General features: G+C 59.9%; 18 protein-coding genes. 9 read left to right on the top strand and 9 right to left on the bottom strand.

Translation table 11 applies throughout. The features are described 5' to 3' along the window. Positions 1-332: 332 nt before the first annotated feature. The gene (locus tag BN1143_RS00630; protein WP_042049266.1) at positions 333-1529 is read left to right on the top strand and encodes an NnrS family protein; all 1197 of its coding nucleotides are present in this window, start codon (positions 333-335) and stop codon (positions 1527-1529) included. 10 nt (positions 1530-1539) lie between these two features. Here the strand turns inward: BN1143_RS00630 and BN1143_RS00625 are convergent, their stop codons facing one another. Beyond that, entirely contained in the window at positions 1540-2109 is a 570-nt protein-coding gene (locus BN1143_RS00625) for a helix-turn-helix domain-containing protein (protein ID WP_005306022.1), read from the bottom strand. 121 nt (positions 2110-2230) lie between these two features. Between BN1143_RS00625 and BN1143_RS00620 the strand changes: the two genes are divergently transcribed. Next, positions 2231-3382 (top strand): benzoate/H(+) symporter BenE family transporter, encoded by a 1152-nt coding sequence (locus BN1143_RS00620; protein ID WP_042049265.1) that lies wholly within the window; start codon positions 2231-2233, stop codon positions 3380-3382. A 150-nt stretch (positions 3383-3532) separates the two neighbouring features. Then, positions 3533-4597 carry a DUF3103 family protein gene (locus BN1143_RS00615; protein WP_011707631.1) on the top strand — a complete coding sequence of 355 codons (1065 nt, stop codon included), beginning with the start codon at positions 3533-3535 and terminating at the stop codon, positions 4595-4597. 62 nt (positions 4598-4659) lie between these two features. On the opposite strand, the gene metF is transcribed toward BN1143_RS00615, so the two are convergent. Then, on the bottom strand, positions 4660-5556 hold the full coding sequence (metF, locus tag BN1143_RS00610; protein WP_005306036.1) for a methylenetetrahydrofolate reductase: 897 nt from the start codon (positions 5554-5556) through the stop codon (positions 4660-4662). A gap of 328 nt (positions 5557-5884) precedes the next feature. On the opposite strand from metF, the gene BN1143_RS00605 reads away from it, so the two are divergent. Next, the gene (locus BN1143_RS00605; protein WP_042049262.1) at positions 5885-6676 is read left to right on the top strand and encodes a GNAT family N-acetyltransferase; all 792 of its coding nucleotides are present in this window, start codon (positions 5885-5887) and stop codon (positions 6674-6676) included. A 63-nt stretch (positions 6677-6739) separates the two neighbouring features. Here the strand turns inward: BN1143_RS00605 and BN1143_RS00600 are convergent, their stop codons facing one another. The 6 genes from BN1143_RS00600 to BN1143_RS00575 all read right to left on the bottom strand — a co-directional run bounded on the left by BN1143_RS00600 (position 6740) and on the right by BN1143_RS00575 (position 16880). Beyond that, entirely contained in the window at positions 6740-8221 is a 1482-nt protein-coding gene (locus tag BN1143_RS00600) for an ABC transporter substrate-binding protein (protein WP_042049261.1), read from the bottom strand. Between the two features lie 8 nt (positions 8222-8229). After that, complete coding sequence (locus tag BN1143_RS00595; protein ID WP_042049259.1) at positions 8230-10209, bottom strand: methyl-accepting chemotaxis protein; 1980 nt, start codon at positions 10207-10209, stop codon at positions 8230-8232. 219 nt (positions 10210-10428) lie between these two features. After that, entirely contained in the window at positions 10429-11022 is a 594-nt protein-coding gene (locus BN1143_RS00590; protein WP_042049258.1) for an OmpW family outer membrane protein, read from the bottom strand. A 447-nt stretch (positions 11023-11469) separates the two neighbouring features. Next, positions 11470-13155 (bottom strand): sensor domain-containing diguanylate cyclase, encoded by a 1686-nt coding sequence (locus BN1143_RS00585; RefSeq protein ID WP_042049256.1) that lies wholly within the window; start codon positions 13153-13155, stop codon positions 11470-11472. A gap of 141 nt (positions 13156-13296) precedes the next feature. Beyond that, positions 13297-16125, bottom strand: coding sequence for an excinuclease ABC subunit UvrA (gene uvrA / locus BN1143_RS00580; RefSeq protein WP_042049255.1), 2829 nt, complete (start codon positions 16123-16125; stop codon positions 13297-13299). A gap of 95 nt (positions 16126-16220) precedes the next feature. Next, positions 16221-16880 carry a LuxR C-terminal-related transcriptional regulator gene (locus BN1143_RS00575; RefSeq protein WP_010635910.1) on the bottom strand — a complete coding sequence of 220 codons (660 nt, stop codon included), beginning with the start codon at positions 16878-16880 and terminating at the stop codon, positions 16221-16223. A gap of 516 nt (positions 16881-17396) precedes the next feature. Between BN1143_RS00575 and BN1143_RS00570 the strand changes: the two genes are divergently transcribed. Both BN1143_RS00570 and BN1143_RS00565 read left to right on the top strand, forming a co-directional pair. Further along, positions 17397-17972 (top strand): single-stranded DNA-binding protein, encoded by a 576-nt coding sequence (locus BN1143_RS00570; RefSeq protein ID WP_005306061.1) that lies wholly within the window; start codon positions 17397-17399, stop codon positions 17970-17972. Between the two features lie 169 nt (positions 17973-18141). Beyond that, positions 18142-18900: a substrate-binding periplasmic protein gene (locus BN1143_RS00565; RefSeq protein ID WP_042049254.1), complete on the top strand. Its 759-nt coding sequence runs from the start codon at positions 18142-18144 to the stop codon at positions 18898-18900. 83 nt (positions 18901-18983) lie between these two features. On the opposite strand, the gene BN1143_RS22830 is transcribed toward BN1143_RS00565, so the two are convergent. Continuing rightward, positions 18984-19106, bottom strand: a complete 123-nt coding sequence (locus BN1143_RS22830) for a hypothetical protein (RefSeq protein ID WP_005306071.1) — start codon at positions 19104-19106, stop codon at positions 18984-18986. A 451-nt stretch (positions 19107-19557) separates the two neighbouring features. Between BN1143_RS22830 and BN1143_RS00560 the strand changes: the two genes are divergently transcribed. From BN1143_RS00560 to cspE, 3 genes are all read left to right on the top strand, one after another. Beyond that, entirely contained in the window at positions 19558-20436 is an 879-nt protein-coding gene (locus BN1143_RS00560; RefSeq protein WP_024941267.1) for a cation diffusion facilitator family transporter, read from the top strand. A 95-nt stretch (positions 20437-20531) separates the two neighbouring features. Next, complete coding sequence (locus tag BN1143_RS00555; protein WP_017785534.1) at positions 20532-20816, top strand: YjbD family protein; 285 nt, start codon at positions 20532-20534, stop codon at positions 20814-20816. A gap of 487 nt (positions 20817-21303) precedes the next feature. After that, on the top strand, positions 21304-21513 hold the full coding sequence (gene cspE / locus BN1143_RS00550) for a transcription antiterminator/RNA stability regulator CspE (protein WP_005306081.1): 210 nt from the start codon (positions 21304-21306) through the stop codon (positions 21511-21513). Positions 21514-21630: the final 117 nt, after the last annotated feature.

Genomic DNA, 21630 nt, shown 5'->3' with positions numbered 1-21630 from the left:
AGCGTGGCGCTTGTCGCGCTGAGGTGGCGTATAATACCTTCCTCACTTCGAAAGTCAAGCGCTTATTTTCGCTTTTCTTTCGGCGCTGGCTTCACGAGGAAGCGAGCTCATCAGGTTGGCGTGTTCTGCCATGCTGGTGAGGGCGCATTATAGGGAGCCGCGTCGCGATGACAAGGGCTTTTTCACCAAAAAAACTCGTTCGCTCAGATATGCAGCAAAGCGGTTCTATTTCGCTCTCATCACCACCATTTCGGGCTTTCATTGGATTTAAATTGAACATTTGAAAAGCCACTTTATAATTGTCTTTTCAAATGTTCAATTAAGGTCTCGCCATGCATCAGATTCTGGATAGCCGCAAAGAGGAGAAAATCGTTCCTCTGTTCCGTCTCGGGTTTAGGCCCTTCTTTCTGCTTGGCGCCTCGTTCTCGGCATTGGCGATGCTGGGCTGGCTGGGGCAGCTCAATGGCTGGTTCGTTTTGCCGGGGATTGGCAACCCCATCTGGTGGCATGCTCACGAGATGCTTTTTGGTTTCGGGACGGCGATTGTCGCGGGATTTCTGCTGACGGCAGTGCAAAACTGGACCGCTCATCCCGGGATCAGAAGCTGGCCCCTGGCGCTGGTCGTCGTGCTGTGGGCATTGCCGAGGGCCTTGCTGCCCTGGCTGGGTGAACACAACACCTTCTTGATGGCGGCAGACCTGCTCTGGTTGCCTCTATGCGCCTGGTATCTGGCCAAACCCATAGTGGTAACCAGGCAGTGGCGCAACCTCTTCTTTGTGCCTCTGCTTGTCGTTCTGACACTGCTCAACGCAGCCAGCTGGCTGCGGCAGACACAGTGGGCAGATCTGGAACATCTGCTCATCACCACTGTGCTGCTGTTCACGACCCTGATCGCCGTGATGGGAGGGCGAGTCATTCCCTTCTTTACCGCCAGAGCCACCGGGATGGAAAAAGCCGTCCCTATACTCTGGCTGGAGCGGGCTTCCCTTGCCACGCTGTGGCTCACCCTGGTGAGCTGGCTGCTGCTACCCACCCCATGGGTGACCAGCCTCTATATGCTTCCTCTATATATAGTGGCGACCGTTTTGCACTTGTGGCGCCAGCTGCGTTGGCGACTGCCGTCCACCCTTGGCCAACCCCTCTTGTGGTCGCTGCACCTCGCCTACCTGTTTATTCCTCTCGGTCTGCTCGCCCTTGGTGCTCTGGCTGCCGGCCTGCCCATCAGCTTGTCACTGGCCAGCCACCTGCTCAGTGCCGGCTGCATGGGGACCATGATCCTGGGGATGATAGCGCGGGTCTCCCTCGGCCACAGCGGTCGGGCCTTGCAGGTGGGGCGCAGGCTCCAGTGCGCGTTCGGGCTGGTCATCATGGCCGCCCTGCTCCGGGTGCTGATCCCGCTGCTTTGGCCTGCCTATACCCTGTACGGCTGGAACCTGAGCGGCCTTGCCTGGAGCCTGGCATATGCTCTGTTTGTCTGGGTCTATGCCCCCATACTGACCAGCCCCCGGGCAGATGGGCGTCCTGGCTGACCCATGATGGTTAAGATCTGCTGGCCGGATAGTGGATCAGATTGTGGAAGATGGCAGGGGCCACCCCCTGATTTCGATAACCATGGGGGCGGTCGGCCGCGAAACGCACCGCCTCCCCCTGCGTCAAGGAGCGCCACTCCCCTTCCACCAGCACTTCCATCTGGCCGCTGATGACGATGACATGTTCGGTCACCCCGGGTTCATGGGGTTCTGACTCTCGTTGATAGCCGGGCAACAAAGTCAGCTCAAACAATTCGAAACCAAAACGCCCCTCATAAGGGAAGAGGGGAGCGACCTGCATGCCTTCTCCCGCCGGTTGCTGGCGAATGGCATCGGCGGTGCGATAAAGCACATCGTCCTGCGCCGTGGGAGCCGGCTCGATAAAGCTGGAGAAAGAAACTCGAAAACCGGTGGCAATCTTCCACAGAGTGGCCACCGTCGGGCTCGACTCCCCCCGCTCAATCTGGCCCAGCATGGCCTTGCTGACACCAGTCTCCCGCGCCGCCACATCCAGGCTCCAGCCCAGTTCGCTGCGCAAGCCCTTCAGACGTTGGGCCAGATGCTGATTCATCTCTTGCATGACTGCCTCTTTGTTGCGCTTGCTTGAATCGCCTTGTGCGCTATAGCGCACAGCGATATAGTCTGAAGCAATATTGTACGCAATAACGCACAAGCCGTCACAACCCCACAAGGACGTCACCATGCCCTTTGCCCTCCCACATCTGGTCGCCGGCTTCATCGCCGTGATGGTTGGCTACACCAGCTCGGTCATCCTGATCATTCAGGCAGCCACGGCAGCAGGGGCCGATGCTGCCCAGCTCTCCTCCTGGCTATGGACGCTGGGCATCGGCATGGGTATCAGCTGCATCGGCCTCTCCCTCTATTACCGCATCCCTGTCTTGACCGCCTGGTCGACCCCGGGTGCCGCCCTGCTCATCACCAGTCTCGGCAACTTCACCCTGGCCGAGGCCATCGGCGCCTTCGTTATCTCTTCTCTATTGATCACCCTGTGCGGCATCAGCGGTTGGTTCGATCGGCTGATGCGCCATATCCCGGCCCAGCTGGCGGCGGCCATGCTGGCCGGAGTGCTGCTCAAGTTCGGACTGGATCTGTTCAAGGTTGCACCAGCCGATCCCTTGCTGCTCGGCAGCCTGTTGCTGGCATTCCTGCTCGGTCGCCATCTCTGGCCCCGCTATACCATGGTGCTGGTGCTGGCAGTCGGGATCCTCATCTGTCTGTTGCGAGGGGAGCTGCAGCTTGACGCCATTCACTGGCAACTGGCCGGCCCGGTCATGACCTGGCCAGAATTCTCTTTTGATGCCCTGTTCGGCATTACCCTGCCGCTATTCATCGTCACCATGACCTCCCAGAACATGCCCGGCATTACCATTTTGCGAGCCCACGGCTATCAACCCGCTACCTCCTCTTTTATCACCTGGACCGGCCTGACCGGCCTGCTGCTGGCCCCCTTCGGTGGCTACGCCTTCAACCTGGCGGCCATCACGGCGGCCATCTGCATGGGGAAAGAGGTGGATCCGGACGTCAACCGGCGCTGGCCCGCGGCAGTGTGGGCCGGCGGCTTCTATCTGCTGACCGGCTGTTTCGGGGCCACGGTGGCGGCCCTTTTCACGGCCTTCCCGGCCACGCTGGTGACCTGTGTCGCCGGGCTAGCGCTGCTCGGCACTATAGGCAGCAGCCTGCACACCGCGTTGCAACACGACGATGCCCGTGAGGCCGCCCTGCTGACCTTCATCATCACCGCCTCCGGCATCAGCCTGCTCGGTATCGGCGCCGCCTGCTGGGGATTGCTCGTCGGCATCATCCTGCATCAAGTCAACCAGCGGAGAAACTGACCTGACCATCTGGGGAGCCCCCCGTGAGACACCGCACATAATTCAGAGAATTTGGTTCACAGCTGAAACTAATTGCCATTAAGTGGTGGCGAGGCACTTCTTCTTCCCCGATGCGTGCCTCATGTCAGACTCATAAACTGGAGAATAATAATGAGGAATCAGGCTGTCATTTTGTTACTGGCACTGCTGGGCGCCACCACCGCCCACGCTGCCGACACCGATCGGGAGCTGGCCCGCCAGCTCGCGCTGCAGCAGAAGAACCTGCTGCCGCTGCTGAGCAATCAGGAGTACCAGAGCCCACTGCCCAACCTGTTGCAAAAGGCCAGTCCGCGCCTGAAACGCCAGGCGCGGGATGCCAACCAGGCGGCCATCAGCCGGCAAGGGCTGGACGGCGAGGTCAAGGAGCTGATGCAGCTGCGACTGGCCAACCCGGAACAGGCCGCCGCGCTGCAGCAGGGTGTCGAGCCACTGGTCGCCTATGTACCGAGCGGAGATGAGAAGAGCTGGAGCGCCATCGAAGCCTTCGACAGCGCCGGCAACCCCGTCTATCTGGATGTGGACAAGGCACCGGCTCGTCCGGTCCTGGTCGTGGAGGCTGATCCCGTCAAGGCCAAGAACGCCGGCCTCAAGGTGATCCGCAAGGCGCTGGCTGCCGCCGATATGCAGGTGGCTCCCCGTGCGGCTGCCAGCACGGCGCCGCTCAAGACCAGCATCCTGAAGAAAATTCGGTTGAAGGATGATCAGGAGCCCTGGCTGCTGGGTGCGGCCGAAGTGTATGCGGTGGTCGCAGGGGTCAATCCCAGCCGGGATGAGCCCGTGGTCGACATCGTCGACATGCCCTATCTCGATTATGACAACACCGACTACACCCCCAACCAGATCCTGGTTTACTGGGATCGCTATCGCTGGGGTGCCGTCGACATCGTCATGATGGAGCAGGACGACAACGTCAACTACAAGGAGCTGAGCGGCCTGTTCATCGATGCCCTCAAGCTGGCCTTCACCGCTGGCGGCGTGCCCGAGGCACTGCCCTTCCTCGATCTCGGTGGCCGCATCGTCAAGGCACTGCCCGACTCCTGGATGACCAACAACGATGACTATCTGGATACCTTCTACACCCTGGAACAGGACCAGAGCTATCACCAGTACCCCGGCGCCGCCGGCAATGCGGTGATCGATCTCGAACCCAAAGAGATCGCCCCCACCAGACCCTGATTGGTCGTCATAACAAAAAAGCCAATGAGCAGCTCATTGGCTTTTTTTGTACCCGCGATCCGTTACGGCTGGCCTTTCGGCCTCACCCCCAGGGTGTGGCAGATGGCGTAGGTCAACTCGGAGCGGTTCAGGGTATAGAAGTGGAAATCCTTCACCCCCTCCTGACTCAGCACCCGTACCTGATCGATGGCGATGCTGGCCCCCACCATGTTGCGGGTCATCTGATCGTCATCCAGCCCCTCGAAACGCTGATGCATCCAGCGCGGGATCTTCACGTTGGTGAAACCGGCAAACTTGGCCAGGGTCTGGTAGTTGGAGACCGGCAGGATCCCCGGCACGATTTCAGCATCGATGCCGATGGCAGCGCAGCGATCCCGAAAACGCAGGTAGGTCTCGACGTCAAAGAAGAACTGGGTAATGGCGCGGTTGGCACCGGCATCGATCTTGCGCTTCAGGTTGAGCAGATCCGACTGCGCACTGCGCGCTTCCGGGTGACCTTCCGGGTAGGCGGCCACCGAGATATCGAAGTCCGCTTCGGCCTTGAGCAGGGCTACCAGGTCGGTGGCATACATCTCCGGCTTCTCCAGCCCCTGGGGGAGGTCGCCGCGTAGCGCCACGATATGGCGGATGCCGCTGTTCCAGTAGTCGCGGGCAATGGTGCGCAGCTCGTCGCGGCTGGCGTCGATACAGGTCAGGTGCGGGGCGGCGATCAGACCGGTCCGCTCCTTGATGTCCTTGATCACCTTGTGCGTGCGATCCCGGGTGCCCGAGTTGGCACCATAGGTCACCGACACGAATTTGGGCTCCAGCACCTTCAATCGCTCGATGGATTGCCACAGGGTATTTTCCATCCCTTCGCTGTTGGGCGGAAAAAACTCGAAACTGACCGAAATGTCGCCACTCAAATCTGCCAGACTCTGGTTGAGTGCCTCAACCTGACGTGCGCTGTGAAATCCCATCTGCTCTCTCCCTGCCCTGCAATCCATTTCTCTACGTCAAAACGGATGTTTGGACGTCTAAACGTCTTTCTATCTTTATGAGAAAATGACACAAAGTCAACACTGTTTTACAGCGAGAGGAAGGCCGCCGATTTTTATTTGGCAATAAAGCCAAAGTAACGATTGGCACCCCATCCCAAAATCCGGCGAGTCGCGTTATGATGAACGCAGATCGTCCTGGACGTTCTGAATCTGCGTGTGATTGTTTGGCCGGAGGTTTCTCCGGCCCCTTTTCAACCTCTTCCCCTTCCTGCCGATAACCAATTGAACCATTCGCAGGAGCATCATCATGGACACCCACCCCGGCTTTGCCACCGACTTGCTGTTCGATCGCTATCAGGGCAACGTGGTCGACCATGAGCAGTTCTGGGCCGTGCGCACTCCCGATGCTCCCGATTACTACTTTGGCAACTATCTGTTGCTCCCCTTTCCCCCCAGCGATCACGACAAGGGCTGGCTCGAGGCCAGTTTCGACAAGCTGATCGGGCAGGATCCCCGGGTCAGACATCGCACCTTCCAGTGGCCTCTCGCGGCCGGTCAGAACAGCCGGGTCGCCGGCTTCGTGGCGGCGGGATACCAGTACATGGAGTGCGTGGTGCTGGCGCTGGAGGCAGAAGGCTGGCAACCGCCAACCGCAACGGTGGCTGCGCGTCCCTTTACCCCGACCGACTGGGACGAGTGGCTGGCCTTTGAACTGGAGGAACGGGATCCCGGCCACTCGGAGCAGAGCTACCTGCCCTATCTGCAGTCACGCCGCCAGTTGTATGAGGCGATGATCGGGGACGGGCTGGGTCAGTGGTGGGGGATCTGGCAGCAGGAGCTGCTGGTCGCCAGTTGCGGTCTCTTCTTCACCGATACTCTGGGCCGCTTCCAGCTGGTGCGCACCCGGCAGGCATGGCGCAATCAGGGATTGTGCCGCCAGCTGCTGAGCCAGGTTGCCCGGCACGGGCTGACGCGGGTCAACCGGCTCATCATAGTGGCCGACGAGCACTATCACGCCCAGCGCGTCTATCGCTCGCTCGGGTTCGCTCCGGTGGCCCGCATCGGCAGTCTCTGCCGCTGGCCCCGTACGGAGCAATGAATCAGACCACGGGCAGCAAAGAAAACGGGAGGCTGATGCCTCCCGTTGTATATCTGCCGGCAGCTATTGCTGCGGCGTTTCCAGCTCATTGGAGAGCGCCTGCTCCACCTCGGCCGACGGCGTCGGTAGCGGGGCTGCCGCAGCAGATGCCGCTGCGGCAGGCGTTGCTGACGGCGCCGGGGCGGCTGGTGTATCTGTCACCGCCGGCGTCGCGGCTGGTGCAGCAGCAGGCTCGGTGGTCGCCGCTGCGGCCGACACAGCAGGCACGGCGGCAGGAGCCTCACACTGGCAATCTGCCCCTTTCACCTTGTTGCCCTGATGGGGCGGATACCAGCCCTTCAGCCCCTGCTCCAGCCGATCGGCTGCCGCCTTGGGCTCCATCTTGCCGAGCAGCACGGCCTGACTCACTTCGGCCAGCTCGTCCCCCAGCTTGGGCGTACCGCGGGAGAGGATCTGGGTGGCCACCCGGATGGTGGAGTCGCACTGATCCCGCCACTCCATCATCTCCTTCGCCGCCGGGTTGGTGACCTCGAAGAAGTGGTTGGAGAGGGAGAAGAAGCCGGGCAGCGAGTTGGTATAGAGCTCTGCGAATTGGGGCGTGGTCAGCCACTGCAGGAAGGCCATGGCCGCCTCCTTGTTCTTGCTGGCCGGGTTCATGCCCATCCCGATGTCGGTGTGATCGGTAAAGAAGCAACCATCGCCCTGTTTTGCCACGGGCGGGCGCATCACGCCAAAGTCCACCTTGCCGGTGAAGGGGGCGATTTCCCAGGAACCCGCCACGTAGAAGGCGGCCTTGCCCGAGGTAAACAGCTCGTTGGTCGCGGCATAGTCGCGGCTCTCGCCACCTTCGCCGAGGTAGGGACGCCAGCGCGCCAGCTCCTCGAACACCTTGATGTAGGGCGGGTTGTCAAAGCGCTCCTGCCCCCCGATCAACGCCAGCCTGCCATCCTCCCCCTTCCAGTAGTTGGGGCCTATGTTCTGGAAGCCGAGCTCGGAGGATACCCAGCTTTCCGAGCCACTCATGGCCAGCGGCACGTAGCGGCCATCGGCCTTCACCTTGTCCAGCGCCGCGAAGAAGGCATCCCGGGTCTGCGGCACGCTCAGCCCCAGCTCACTGAAAATCTTCTTGTTGTAGAAGAAGCCGTGAATCACCGAGGCCATGGGCACGCAGAAGGTCTGGGCGCCGGAGTCGGTCTGCCAGGGTGACTGGGCAAAGCTCGGGAAGTTCTCCATCCCCGACATCTCGGTCAGCTCCGCCAGGTGGCCCGCCTTGAACAGGGCCAGGGAGTCGTCGAACGGCCGGCAGGTGATGAGATCCCCCGCCTTGCCCTCTTTCAGGCTGGCCCACAGGGTCGGCATATAGTCGACGTTCTGCACCCCGTTGAATTTCACCTGGATGCCCGGGTGGGAGGCCTCGAAGGCAGGGATGATCTTCTGCTCCCACAAGGCCTTGTCATCTATCCGCCAGCTCTCGATCACCAGCTCGCTGGCCATCAGCTGACCACACAACAGGAGACTCAGGGCCCCGATCCACTTATTAGACATAAGCCCTCCTAAACCTTGAAATGTGCGATCAATTGCTGCTGCTTGGCCACCAGATCCGCCAGCACCTCGCTGCTGCTGGCTGACTCCCGTGCCTCCCGCTCGGTCTCGTAGGCCACCTCGGCGATGCCGGAGATATGGCGTGCCACCCCCTGGCTGACCGAGATCTGCTCCTGAGCCGCATGCGCCACCTGATCCGCCATCGCCTTGATGGCGCTCATCCGATCGGCGATGGACTGCAAGGCCGCATCCATCTCACGGGTCTGTTCGACACAGCTGTGAGTCTGCTCCTGGCTGCGTCCCATCACCTCCACCACCAGCTTGCTCGAGCTCTGCAGGTTTTCGATCATCGCCTGGATCTCTTCGGTCGACGTCTGGGTCCGGTTGGCCAGCGCCCGCACCTCGTCGGCCACCACGGCGAAGCCGCGGCCGGCATCACCGGCCCGCGCCGCCTCGATGGCTGCGTTCAGCGCCAGCAGGTTGGTCTGTTCGGCGATGCTGCGGATCACGTCGAGAATGCTGCCGATGTTGTCGCTGAATTCGCCCAGCTTGTAGGTGATGCCGACTGCCTCCTCCATGGCTCCGGCCAGTTGTTCCGTGATGCGACGGGTGGTGGCCACCTTCTGGCGACCGGTTCTGGCTTCGTCATCCGCCAGATCCACTTCCCGCTTGGTGCCGTCGGTGGAACGGGCCACCTCGGTGGCGCTCACTTCCAGCTCGGTGATGGCGGCAGCCACCTGATCGGTCTGGCTCTTCTGATCCTGCACCCGGGATACTGCCCTTTCGCTTATCTCGGCGGCGCGGCTCGCCTCCTCCACCAGATGACGGGAGCCGGCATTGATCTGGGAGAGCAGCTCGCCGGTTTTGCCGGCCAGCACGTCGATGGAACGGGCCAGGGCGCCGAATTCGCAGCTGCTGCGGTAATTGATGCGGCGGGTCATGTCCCCGGCCGCCATGTAATCCAGCTCCTTGTTGATCATCTGCAGCGGGCGCTGAATGCTGCGCGCCGTGGTATAGCCGATGATGAGGGCAGCGGCGGCCGAGATGGCGGCCACGATCAGGATCCAGAAGCTGGCACTGCTGACCGCATCATCCGCCGTGGTGCGGCTCTGGCTGGCGATGGAGCCGGCCGACTGTCCCATCTCGTCGAGCAGCCCCAGGCTGTTGATCAGGCTGGCGTCGAGCTGCTGATTGAGGGTCTGCAGCGAGGCGGCCAGCTGCTGGGCATTGCGCATGGTGGCGAGCAGCCCCTGCGGGCCGAGCGCCAGCTCCTGCATCCGGTCGAGGTTGGAGACGAAGCGCTGCTTCACGTCATCCGGCACCAGCACCCGGTCAAGCCGCTTGCGCGCCATCTCGATATCCTTGCTCAGCACCTTCTCCAGTTCGTTGAGGTCGGTCTTGGCATCGGCCCGGCGAATGTTCTTCAGGTCGCGTGCGATGCCCGAGGTGATGAGCTCCGCCTTGTTGCGCATGGAGCGCTTGCTGGCGGTCTGCTGCAGCAGCAGATCGGCCGCCCACTGGTAGGTGTCTTCCAGCCGGATGAAGGCAATCTCCAGCTTGTGGCGCTGATCCTGGGCATTGACCCATTGGCTGTGCTGGGAGAGCACCTGTTCGGCCAGGCCGTAGAACTGCTTGGTCGCCGCATCGACCTGCTGGAAGCGGGAACCGGCCTCGGCCACTCCGCTGAACTTGTCCATCTCCTGGCTCAGCTGGCTGAAACGCGCCTGCTGCTCCTTGAACTGGCTGGCCAGCTGCGGCAACTGACTGCCATCCTCATTGGTCCGGTAGACCAGCACCCAGCGGTTGCTGTCCTGCAGGGCCCCCTTCAGACCGGCCACTGCAATCACCAGGGGGGTTGCCCGGTCGGAAACCTGCGACAAACCGTCGTTGATGCCCCTGATCTTCAGGGTGCTGATCACACCCAGCAGGATCAACAGCAGCAGCATCAACACAAATCCGGCGATGATCCGCTGCACAATAGATAAACCCATGGAGACATCCTCACTCGTGGGGGAAAGGTAACGTGAACATAGACACTATCGGCACAAGGGGCGAATTATAGAGGGGAGACAGAGGGTATTTTATTGATCTATATGGGGTTGGATCACAGTTGGCGGGGAGTGACCTGACCGTAAAAGGGCCCGGACTGTGCCGGGCCAAAGAGACATGCTAGCTGTAATGGCCCGTGGGGAGGCCAACCCTGTGTCCTATCAGAAGCGATAGCCGACACCAACCATAAATACCATGGGGTCAATCTTGGTCTTAATGCCATCACCACCGTTTACATGCACATCAGTATCGATATCCATGATCCAGGCAGAGCCATTGACGAACCAGCGGTCATTGATCGCCATGTCCAGACCGACCTGACCGGCCATGCCCCAGGAATTATCCAAGCTCACATCAGCGTTGCTCAGAGGGCCGCGACCTTGCTCGTCGAAGAAGGTGGTGTAGTTCACACCGATACCAACATACGGGCGCACCTTACTCTGGACATCACCAAAGTAGTACTGCGCCATCAGGGTCGGCGGCAGGTGCTTGACCTTGGCGACTTCCGTATCTCCCGTTTTCACTGAATGAGAAAACGGTGTTGCTGCCAGTAGCTCAACCCCAAAGTTATCGGTTGCCATATAGGTCAGCGTTAACCCAAGTTGGGCATTGTCATTGATCTCAAAATCGTTACCGCTACTTTGCGGAGAAACGAAAGCCAGGCCGCCACGCACCAGAAAATCGCCGGCCTGGTGAGCCATGGCGACGGGGGACGCAAGCGCTGCTGCGATCATCAGAGGAAGGATCTTTTTCATCACGTATTCCTTTTAGTTTTCGTTTTATATGTTGCAAGCCCGAAAACTATAAAGGGATGTGAATGCCGAGTTATTGATTTAGCTCAAACGTTACCAAGAAATAGATAGATGTGTACGGCAGCTTCCAACCATGCTGGGCATCGAGAAAAACATCAAAAATATCAAATAAAAACAATGAAATGGATAGATTTTCCGCCTTGCCAACAACAATAAGAAATAATTTCCATATATCTTATTGCGGATAAAAACGACTGAAAACGGTTGTTTCACTCGTCCAACAAGAGTATTTTTGCGGGCCATGTAGCCGGGCTGTAAGTAATTCTTTATGAAACCACAAACCAGAAGGGACAAAATAGTAGCCATATTGGCAGCCATCTGGGGCATTGGCTCTTTTCTGTTTATTTTGCTGGGTTTCGTGCTCGGCATGGCCTTGTTGATCCTGACCCATTAGACCGGTTGGTTGGCGTGGGAGGCCTGGCACAACAGCCACTCCCCTTCCGCCAGCTGCTCCGGGCTCAACCTCCACTGTGCCCGCCCCAGCTCGCCGCTGTATCCACGCCAGCGATCCCGGCCCTCCTGTTTCGCCCGGTACAGGGCCATGTCCGCCAGCTTGAAACTCAGACTCCAGAAAGAGTCCTCCAGCTCCGCATGCAGAGGATAATCGCAGAATCCCAGCGAGACGGTCATGCGCAGCGGCAGCTCCTCCCGCCCGAAACGGCAGTCGGCGATCTTGCGGCGCAGGCGCTCGATCCGTTCCGCCACTTGTCCTGGCTCCTCTCTGGCCAGCAACAGCATGAACTCCTCGCCACCCAGCCGGATCAGCGGCTCCTCCTCATCCAGCGCCCCTCGCAGCAGTTCGGCCAGCTGACATAACAGCAGATCGCCGATGTCGTGGCCGAAGCGATCGTTGACCCGTTTGAAGTGATCCAGATCCAGGATCACCAGCACCCAGCCTGCCGCCGGATCCTGGCGGTTCAGCAACCACTCATCGAGATAACGGCGGTTGAAGGCATGAGTCAGTGGATCCGTATAGGCGGCGACCTCCATGCGGGAGGAGTGGGCCTGCAGGGCACTGTGGTGCAGGCTGATCCTGGCCGCCATCTCGCGGAATTTGCGGCTGAGCAGCGCCATCTCCTGGCTGCTGTCGATAATGGGCAGCACGCTCGCGTCCTGCTTTTCGGTAAACTGGTGCAGCGCCCCCACCAGCTCGCCGATCGGCCCCAGCACGATGGCCCGCAACCGGGCCAGTGCCATCAGAATGCAGGCGAAGCTTATCAGCAGCATGCCGATGAAGGTCCAGATCGCCCCCTCCATCGCCCCCAGCAACACGTCCCGCTCCTCGTCCACGATCAGGGTCAATACAGGCTCGCCGTCGTTGTCGAGCAGCAACCCCTCCCCTCTGACCTGCTGCAACCCGAGATCGACCAGCCGGTAGCTCATATGCGGCCCAAGTGGCTTGAAGGAGCCCAGATGCTCGCGCGTTCTTGGCTGGGCTATGGTCAGCGTGAGCGCGGTCCGTTCCCCCAGATCCTGCAGATAGCGCTTGTCCAGCCAGCGAGTCGCCAGCAGATAGCCGTTGGGTTTGACGCTGCCGAGGGTATCGGTCACCGGCTGCAGCGAAAAGATGAGCGGTCCCCACTGGGAGCGCCTGACGCCACTCAGGCTGCTGATGCCCGCCTGCCGTGACTCGCGCAGCAGCTGCAGCTTGAGATCGTCCAGAAAGGAGGGCAACAGGGTGGTATCCGCGTCCGGCGCATCTGGCAACAGGGTGCGGGTCCAGACCTCCGAGCCCTGCAAATCCATGTAACTCAACACGTTGAGTTCAAAGTCCCGCATCGGGGTGTCGACCAGCAGATTGGAGTTGATGTAGGCCTGGTTGGGGTGGGCCAGAAAATGGTAGCTCTGATCCCAGATCCCCCAGTCCCGGGTAAAGGCATTCATGGCGCCGATGTCGTTCTGCACCGCCCTGATCACCCGCTGCAGGTGCTCCTCCATCCGCCGCTCCTCGACCCGCTGCGCCGCCGGCACCTGGGCCAGTGCGATCACGATGAGCAGCATCAGGATGGCTCCGGCCCAAACCGGAAACATGGAGTAGGCCAGCAGATGGTCGATGGAGCGGGACGGTTGAGCCATGGGCGCCAATATCCTTTGAATGGCAATGCGAAGCGGGAAGGGTCTTGCCCCAAGTATGGAGGATAGGCCCGCCGAGAGGTCACTGAATTACCACAATAAAAACAAGGGGCCCAGGGCCCCTTGTCACAATTATTGAACGCTTTATCTGGCCAGCAGAGGTGCCAGGAAGCGGGCCGTATGAGAATCCTCGCAACGGCTGATCTGTTCCGGCGTCCCCGTCACCAAGATGCGGCCGCCACCGGCGCCCCCCTCCGGCCCCAGATCGACGATCCAGTCGGCGGTTTTGATGACGTCCAGATTGTGCTCGATGATGACGATGGTGTTGCCGCGATCCCGCAGCTGGTGCAGTACCTTGAGCAGTTGCTGGATGTCGTGGAAGTGCAGCCCTGTGGTGGGCTCGTCCAGGATGTAGAGGGTCTGGCCGGTATCCCGCTTGGAGAGCTCCCGCGCCAGCTTGACCCGCTGCGCCTCGCCGCCCGACAGGGTGGTGGCCGACTGACCGAGGCGGATATAGGAGAGGCCCACGTCCATCAGGGTCTGCAGCTTGCGCGCCACCGCCGGTACCGGATCGAAGAATTCGCGGGCATCTTCCACCGTCATCTCGAGGATCTCGTGGATGTTCTTGCCCTTGTACTTCACCTCCAGGGTCTCGCGGTTGTAGCGCTTGCCCTTGCAGACGTCGCACGGCACGTAGACGTCCGGCAGGAAGTGCATCTCAACCTTGATGACCCCATCCCCCTGACACGCCTCGCAGCGGCCTCCTTTCACGTTGAAAGAGAAACGGCCCGGCTGGTAGCCGCGCGAGCGCGCCTCCTGGGTGCCGGAGAGCAGCTCGCGGATCGGGGTGAACAGGCCGGTGTAGGTGGCCGGGTTGGAGCGCGGGGTGCGGCCGATGGGGCTCTGGTCGATATCCACCACCTTGTCCAGGTGCTCCAGCCCCTCGACGCTGCGATAGGGTGCCGGGGTGGACTCGGTCGCCTTGTTCAGCTCGCGGTGGGCGATACGGAACAGGGTGTCATTGATCAGGGTCGACTTGCCGGAGCCGGAGACGCCGGTGACGCAGGTCATCACCCCGATGGGCAGGTCCAGGTTGACGTTGCGCAGGTTGTTGCCGCTCGCCCCCTTGAGTTTCAGCCACTTGCCGGTGAGCGGGGTGCGCTCGGCCGGGATGGCGATCTGCTTGCGGCCGGAGAGGTAGTCACCGGTCAGCGACTCGGGGTTCGCAATGATCTCCGCCGGCGTGCCTTGGGCAACGATGGCCCCGCCGTGCACCCCGGCCCCCGGGCCGATGTCGAGCACGTGGTCGGCGAGGCGAATGGCGTCCTCATCGTGCTCCACCACGATCACGGTGTTGCCGAGATCACGCAGGTGAGTCAGGGTCTTGAGCAGCCGCTCGTTGTCCCGCTGGTGCAGGCCGATGGAAGGCTCGTCCAGCACATACATGACCCCCACCAGACCGGCCCCGATCTGGCTGGCCAGCCGGATCCGCTGCGCCTCACCGCCGGAGAGAGTCTCGGCACTGCGGGACAGGCTCAGGTAGTTGAGACCCACATTCACCAGGAAGCCGAGCCGCTCGACGATCTCTTTCAAGATCTTCTCGGCAATCTGGGCGCGCTGGCCGGTGAGGTTCAACCCTTCGAAGAAGGCCAGCGCATCGCCGATGGACTGCTCGGCGATGGCCGGCAGGTTGCGGTTGTCGACGAAGACGTGGCGCGCCTCTTCCCGCAGCCGGCTGCCGCCGCAACTGGTGCAGGATTTGTTGGCGATGTATTTGGCCAGCTCTTCACGCACCGAGTTGGATTCAGTCTCCCGGTAGCGGCGCTCCATGTTGTGCAGGATCCCCTCGAACGGGTGCTTGCGCACCACCACATCGCCGCGATCGTTCATGTAGCGGAACTCGATCTCGGTACGACCGGAGCCGCGCAGGATCACCTCCTGGGTCTTGACCGGCAGATCCTCCCACGGCGTATCCAGATCGAACTTGTAGTGCTCGGAGAGGGATTTGAGCATCTGGAAGTAGTAGAAGCTGCGCTTGTCCCAGCCACGGATGGCGCCGTTGGCCAGGCTGATAGCCGGATCGCCGATCACCTTGGCCGGATCGAAATATTGCTGCACCCCGAGGCCGTCACAGGTGGGGCAGGCTCCGGCCGGGTTGTTGAAGGAGAAGATGCGCGGCTCCAGTTCCGACATGGAGTAGCCACACTCCGGGCAGGCGAAGTTGGCGGAGAAGGTCATGGGAGCGACCCCCTCCTCGCCGTCCATGGGCACCACCAGTACTATGCCGCCGGAGAGGGTCAGCGCCGTCTCGAATGATTCGGCCAGACGCAGGGCCAGGTCATCGCGCACCTTGAATCGATCCACCACCACCTCGATGGTGTGCTTCTTGTGCAGCTCCAGCGCGGGCGGGTCAGACAGGTCGCACACCTCGCCGTCGATGCGGGCACGGATGTAACCCTGGGCCGCCAGGTTTTCCAGCAGTTTGGTGTGCTCCCCCTTGCGATCGCGCACCACTGGCGCCAGCAACATCAGCTTGCTCCCCTCCGGCTGGGCCAGCACCTGATCCACCATCTGGCTGATGGTCTGGGCGGCGAGCGGGATGGCGTGAGTCGGGCAGCGCGGCTCACCGACCCGGGCGAACAGCAGACGCAGGTAGTCGTAGATTTCGGTGATGGTGCCGACGGTCGAACGCGGGTTGTGGGAGGTGGACTTCTGCTCGATGGAGATGGCGGGCGAAAGCCCCTCGATATGGTCGACGTCCGGCTTCTCCATCAGGGAGAGGAACTGGCGGGCATAGGCGGAGAGCGACTCCACGTAGCGGCGCTGCCCCTCGGCATAGAGGGTATCGAACGCCAGAGAGGATTTGCCCGAACCGGAGAGGCCGGTGACCACGATCAGCTTGTCGCGGGGCAGGGTCAGATTGATGTTCTTGAGGTTGTGGGTGCGAGCACCCCGGACCACGATCTTTTCCATCTTGTTGCACGCTCGATACGGAAACCTGAGCGAGTCAGTATGGCATAGAGACTACTGGATGAATAGACAGGTTTTATCCATCATCCCCATCGATTTCAGAGATACTCCTTGGCCCAGCTCACCGCCTGCAAGCGGTTCTTCACGTTCAATTTCTTGAAGACGTTATAGAGGTGGGACTTGATGGTGTGCTCGCTCACGAACAAGCTGTCGGCGATCTCGGTATTGGAGGCGCCCGTCATCAGATAGCGGATGATCTCCTGCTCGCGCACAGTCAGCAACGTCTGGTTGCGCAGGTGATGTTCCCCACCCTTGCGGTAGTAGTTGACCAGATCGCACAGCAGGTGGCGCGGGATCCAGTACTCCCCCTCCAGCACCTTGCGAATGCCGAGCACCAGCCGATCCAGCGGATCCTGACAGAAGAAGAGTCCGCTGGTATGGGGCCACATCAGCAGCAATTCCCGATCGGTGCTGGTCGGGGCATTGAGCAGCACCGTATTGGCCTCCCCGAAGCGGCTGGAGATCTCCCGCGGCCATCCTGCCTGCTGACTCGACTTGAGGTAGTCCAGATCGACCAGAAACAGCGGACGAGGCTCGAGCTCGTCCGGTTGCGGCAGCTCCTCCAGGGTGCTTACCAGCACAATGGGCAGTGCCAGCTGCTCCGCCAGATAGCTCTGGAAGCTGGTTGCCTGCACATTGTTTTCGGTTACCAGTACGATGGGATATGGGGTGCTCATGAAAGGCTGGTCCTTGAACATTGCGGCCATGGTTTTTTTCGGCAGCAGAGAGTACCAAGCCCCCCGTGGGGTGCAGCATTAAAAAAGTATTAGACGGCGATGCGCCTCCTTTGAAACTCACCAATTTTCCAAGCAATACAAATAACTAGCAGCCCCCCCCCATTTGGGTGGAATGCTGGCATCCGGGCAGACAGGGGCTGTCGCAGCGTCATCGAATTCACTTTTCGCGCCCAGGTTTCGATGCTAAGTGTCCCCCTCTGCGGCTCACTTGCTGGCCAAGGCCCGCCTCGTGTAAGTTAACCCCTCGGTCCGGAGAAGCTGGCGACGAAGAAGACGTCTTTCTCCCCAAAAACTGTTACTATTGCGGGCAAAATCTGGAAACGGCATGGCAGTCGACAGGCGAGCCAACCCGGGTTCAGTCATCACATGAGTCGCAAGCGCCTGCGGCGTTCTTGCGTATCTCGCAGAAAACAAACGAAATGTTGAATTGGTCCGGGCATATGGCCTGGCCGGAATACAAAGGGTGGAAGAGAGATTATGGCCAGTCGAGGCATCAACAAAGTCATTCTGATCGGTAACCTGGGGCAAGACCCGGAAGTGCGCTACATGCCGAGCGGCGGTGCCGTGACCAACATAACCCTGGCCACCTCCGACACCTGGCGCGACAAGCAGACCGGTGAGCAGAAAGAGCGTACCGAGTGGCACCGCGTCGTCTTCATGGGCAAGCTGGCCGAAGTGGCGGGCGAGTACCTGAAGAAGGGTTCCCAGGTCTATGTGGAAGGCAAGCTGCAGACCCGCAAGTGGCAGGATCAGAGCGGCCAGGAGCGTTACACCACCGAAGTGCTGGTCGATGGTTTCAGCGGCGTGATGCAGATGCTGGGTGGCCGTCCGCAAGGCGCCGGTCAGGGCATGGGCGGTCAGTCCCAGGGCAACTGGGGTCAACCGCAACAGGGCATGCAGTCCCAGCAGCCGATGAACCAGTCCCGCCCGGCTCCGCAGCAGAACATGCAGCAACAGCAGGGCGGTTATAGCCGTCCGGCCCAGCAGCCGCAATCTGCTCCGCCGGTATACAACGAGCCGCCGATGGATTTCGACGACGACATCCCGTTCTAAGGGAAGCTCACAGTTCAGAGGGCCCTGTTTACGCAGGGCCTTTTTTTGCCCGTTATTGACGCAGGCGCGGCACGCAAGCCGGCTCCCCCGACCAGAGTTGCCGACCCTGCTCCCCCTGTCGCCCGCCCAGGGTTTATCATCAGGGCAATTCGTTTGTCAGAGAGAACGCATGGGGTTTTTGTCTCGTATCCTGCTGCTCGCGGCAAGCCTTGCCGTGCTGTTTCACTCTCCCCTCTTGCTGGCCGGCGAGCCACTGCGGGTGGGGGTCAGTTTCGCCATTCCCCCCTATGTGATTGAGGAAGAGGGACGCGGCATCGAGCTCGATCTGCTGCGGGAAGCCTTTCGTGGCAGCGGCTACGAGCCCAGCTTCGAATATCTGCCGCTGGAGCGCACCTTTCGCATGCTGGAGTCCGGCAGGCTCGATGCCATCATCAACGTCAAACCCGGGATGCTGGACAACGTCTTCCTGTCGCAGCCCGTCATCGCCTTTCACAACCGGGTGTTCACCCTGAGCAAGACCCACATCGCCACGCTGGACGACATGACAGAGTTGAGGGTCAGCGCCTTTCAGCGGGCACGCCAGGTATTGGGGGGAGCCTTCGCCAGCATGGCCGATCAGAACCCCCGTTACGAGGAGGTCGCCAAGCAGCAGGGACAGGTGCACAGACTGATGCTGGGGCGGGTGGATGCGGTGATCCTGGAGCAACGGGTGTTCTATTACTATCTGGCGCAACTGGCCACCAGCAAGTATGGCGCCGAGCTCTATGCCCCCAGCCGGGTCAGACAATATGATCTGTTCGCCCCCACCCACTACCATTTCGCCTTTCGCCAGGCCGTGCAGCAACGCTGGTTCGATCGCCAGCTCGGCAAGATGCGGGCCGATGGCCGCTACGAACGGATATTTGCCAGCTACGGCGCCACCCCCTGAGCCAGCACCAAAAACATAAAAGCCAGCCCGAAACAGGCTGGCTTTTTGTTACTGGCTCCAGAGGAACTACAGCATGAGGAGCGTTACTTCATCGCGCTGCCATTTTTCAGTTCTGCTTTCTGACGTTTGGCTTCGCGCTTCTCTTTCAGTGACATCTGCGGTTTTTTCTTGGCATCTTTGCCGTTGTGATGTTCTTTGTTACTCATCATCAAACTCCAAAAATGTTACCCAGACAATTGGAACCCAGGTTCCAGCATGCCATCCGAATCGTAGACTACAGTACGCTTTCAGTGACGATCCCAGGATCGCACTCAATCCAGCATACCCCCAATCTTGCGCAAGAATCCACCCTCATCCGTCACGCCGCGCCAAACCGGGGCCGACGGCCCCCGCCAGGCACTCCTGGGCGGGGAAGGAACGGCCGTAAAAACACCGGAAGCCTTATAAAGTAGCGATTATCAATATTATTTGGCGGCCACCTGAAATAAATCACCAAAAACCAAAATAACTATTATTTAAACGAGCAGTGTTAATTTGGATAAGCATTCTCACTATCGCCGGAAACAAAAAGTTACAACCTCAAGAAGTCATTATTAACGCAAGCTGATATTATCAGGCCTTATTTTCACACTATTTCATCGAGAATAGGGATATCCCATGACCAGAAAAACCAGAGCCGCCTTGGTCTCGGTTTGCTCCAATATCAGCCTGATTGTCATGAAGATAATTGCCGGCATACTGAGCGGTTCCGTCAGCATCATCTCCGAAGCCATCCACTCGGCCATGGATCTGGTGGCCGCCCTGATCGCACTGGTGGCCGTGCGCAAGTCGGATATTCCACCCGACCCGCGCCACCCCTATGGCCACGACAAGATAGAGAATGTCTCCGGCGTGATCGAAGCGCTGCTGATCCTGCTGGCCGCCGGCTGGATCATCTTCGAGGCCGTCGGCAAGCTGATCACCCCCACTCCCATCGAAGGCGTCGGGCTCGGCGTGCTGGTCATGCTGTTGTCGGCACTGGTCAACAGCGGCGTCTCCGCCTATCTCTACCGGGTCGCCAAGGAGGAAGAGTCGGTGGCGCTGGCCGCCGATGCCCTGCATCTGAAGGCGGACGTGCTGACCTCGCTCGGGGTGGCTGCCGGCCTGCTCGGCATCTGGATCGCCTCTGCGCTGGGCTACAACCTCTATCTGCTGGATCCCCTCGTCGCCATCGGGGTCGCGCTCTTCATCCTCAGAGAAGCCATCGCCATGCTCAACCAGGCCTTCCAGCCCCTGCTGGATCACAGCATGAGCGAGGAGGAGCTGGCCATCACCACCCAAGTGATCGAGGAGTGTTGCCCGGAGCACGGCGGCTTCCACGACCTGCGCAGCCGTCAGGCGGGGCGTCGCCGCCATATCGACTTCCACCTGACACTGCCCAAGGAGATGAGCATCGAGCACTCTCACGCCATCTGTGACCGCATAGAGCAGGGGATCCAGCGCCATCTGCCCCACGCCATCGTGCTGATCCATGTCGAACCAGCCGGTCACGCCTAGTCCAACCGGGGAAATCATCGGGAATGCCATCGACAGCACAATAAATAGCCAGGTGACGTGGTAGGGTGTTCCCTCCCCGTCATCAGGTACACGCCGTGAAAAAGCTGGAAATGAAGGATCTCACCGACGCCGAAAAGGCCGGGATCACCCTGCTGCTGCAAAAAGCACAGGCCAACGCGGACCACCCATTGACCAATGCCGAGCGCAATCGCATACGCGAGGAAGGCCGGCTCAAGGTGGTCGCAGACCGGGCAGCAGCTGCGAAAGCGGCGGCACAACTCGCAAGGGACAAGGCCAAGGAACGGGCCGCCAATCAGGTACTGCCCGAGACATTCAGCTGGGTTGACTCCGTCAGCAATCGCTTTCGAAAGAAGCCTTGATCATGCCGTTTCAACCGAATGTAGCCAGCCCACGCCCTGTCGACGGGCTGGCTTTTTCATGATGGAAGGGGAAAGTTCTGACCTTGACGTGACATTATCTGTCGACTCGCATGACCCTTTATCTCGTTTTTTCTGCGTACAAAGGGATTCACCACAACCCGAAAAGCACCTGAAATGGATATTCATGCTATTGATATAAAAGGTAAAATCGTCCTGAAAATCCAGTCATCCGGCACAGAGTACCAACTGAGAGATAAAGTTTGCTTTAACAAAGCGTGCGTGTTCTAATCGACAGCGATAGTTCGGCAGTTCAGTCCTGATTATGTTAGGCAGTCATTTTAGTAAAGCAGTGATTAGTGCAAGTGTTATTTCGATGATGCTTGACGAATAATTCTCCTTCTTTAGTGCTTCCCCTACGTATTGCTGACGAAAAATCAAAACTTGCCATCTGATGGCATTTCAAACACTAAATTTGAGAGTAATTATTATGTCCAAAGTGACTGGTACCGTAAAATTCTTCAACTCCGAAAAAGGTTTTGGCTTCATCTCCCCGGTTGACGGCAGCAAAGACGTGTTCGTACACTTCTCCGCTATCCAGTCCAACGGTTTCAAAACCCTGGAAGAAGGTCAGCGCGTTGAGTTCACCATCGAGCAAGGCCAGAAAGGCCCGGCTGCTGCCAACGTAGTTGCCCTGTAATTCAAGTCAGGGATACCGTCACCCCGCTTCTGCCGGCTGAACGGATCCACTGCAAGAATTGAAAAAACCCGCTTCGGCGGGTTTTTTGTTGCCTCGAATTCACCCCGCCCGCCATCC

The sequence above is a fragment of the Aeromonas dhakensis genome, assembly GCF_000820305.1.
GTDB lineage: Bacteria > Pseudomonadota > Gammaproteobacteria > Enterobacterales > Aeromonadaceae > Aeromonas > Aeromonas dhakensis.
Note: the sequence above shows the minus strand (reverse complement) of the source record. Positions and strands in the feature narration are given on the sequence as shown.

Bases quoted from the DNA above. Each gene is read 5' to 3' on its own strand.
- BN1143_RS00560 (WP_024941267.1), top strand. From the start codon at position 19,558: ATGACCAGAAAAACCAGAGCCGCCTTGGTCTCGGTTTGCTCCAATATC.
- BN1143_RS00565 (WP_042049254.1), top strand. From the start codon at position 18,142: ATGGGGTTTTTGTCTCGTATCCTGCTGCTCGCGGCAAGCCTTGCCGTG.
- metF (WP_005306036.1), bottom strand. From the start codon at position 5,556: ATGGGATTTCACAGCGCACGTCAGGTTGAGGCACTCAACCAGAGTCTG.
- BN1143_RS00630 (WP_042049266.1), top strand. From the start codon at position 333: ATGCATCAGATTCTGGATAGCCGCAAAGAGGAGAAAATCGTTCCTCTG.
- cspE (WP_005306081.1), top strand. From the start codon at position 21,304: ATGTCCAAAGTGACTGGTACCGTAAAATTCTTCAACTCCGAAAAAGGT.
- uvrA (WP_042049255.1), bottom strand. From the start codon at position 16,125: ATGGAAAAGATCGTGGTCCGGGGTGCTCGCACCCACAACCTCAAGAAC.
- BN1143_RS00595 (WP_042049259.1), bottom strand. From the start codon at position 10,209: ATGGGTTTATCTATTGTGCAGCGGATCATCGCCGGATTTGTGTTGATG.
- BN1143_RS00600 (WP_042049261.1), bottom strand. From the start codon at position 8,221: ATGTCTAATAAGTGGATCGGGGCCCTGAGTCTCCTGTTGTGTGGTCAG.
- BN1143_RS00590 (WP_042049258.1), bottom strand. From the start codon at position 11,022: ATGAAAAAGATCCTTCCTCTGATGATCGCAGCAGCGCTTGCGTCCCCC.
- BN1143_RS00585 (WP_042049256.1), bottom strand. From the start codon at position 13,155: ATGGCTCAACCGTCCCGCTCCATCGACCATCTGCTGGCCTACTCCATG.
- BN1143_RS00625 (WP_005306022.1), bottom strand. From the start codon at position 2,109: ATGCAAGAGATGAATCAGCATCTGGCCCAACGTCTGAAGGGCTTGCGC.
- BN1143_RS00620 (WP_042049265.1), top strand. From the start codon at position 2,231: ATGCCCTTTGCCCTCCCACATCTGGTCGCCGGCTTCATCGCCGTGATG.
- BN1143_RS00605 (WP_042049262.1), top strand. From the start codon at position 5,885: ATGGACACCCACCCCGGCTTTGCCACCGACTTGCTGTTCGATCGCTAT.
- BN1143_RS00615 (WP_011707631.1), top strand. From the start codon at position 3,533: ATGAGGAATCAGGCTGTCATTTTGTTACTGGCACTGCTGGGCGCCACC.
- BN1143_RS00575 (WP_010635910.1), bottom strand. From the start codon at position 16,880: ATGTTCAAGGACCAGCCTTTCATGAGCACCCCATATCCCATCGTACTG.
- BN1143_RS22830 (WP_005306071.1), bottom strand. From the start codon at position 19,106: ATGAGTAACAAAGAACATCACAACGGCAAAGATGCCAAGAAAAAACCG.
- BN1143_RS00570 (WP_005306061.1), top strand. From the start codon at position 17,397: ATGGCCAGTCGAGGCATCAACAAAGTCATTCTGATCGGTAACCTGGGG.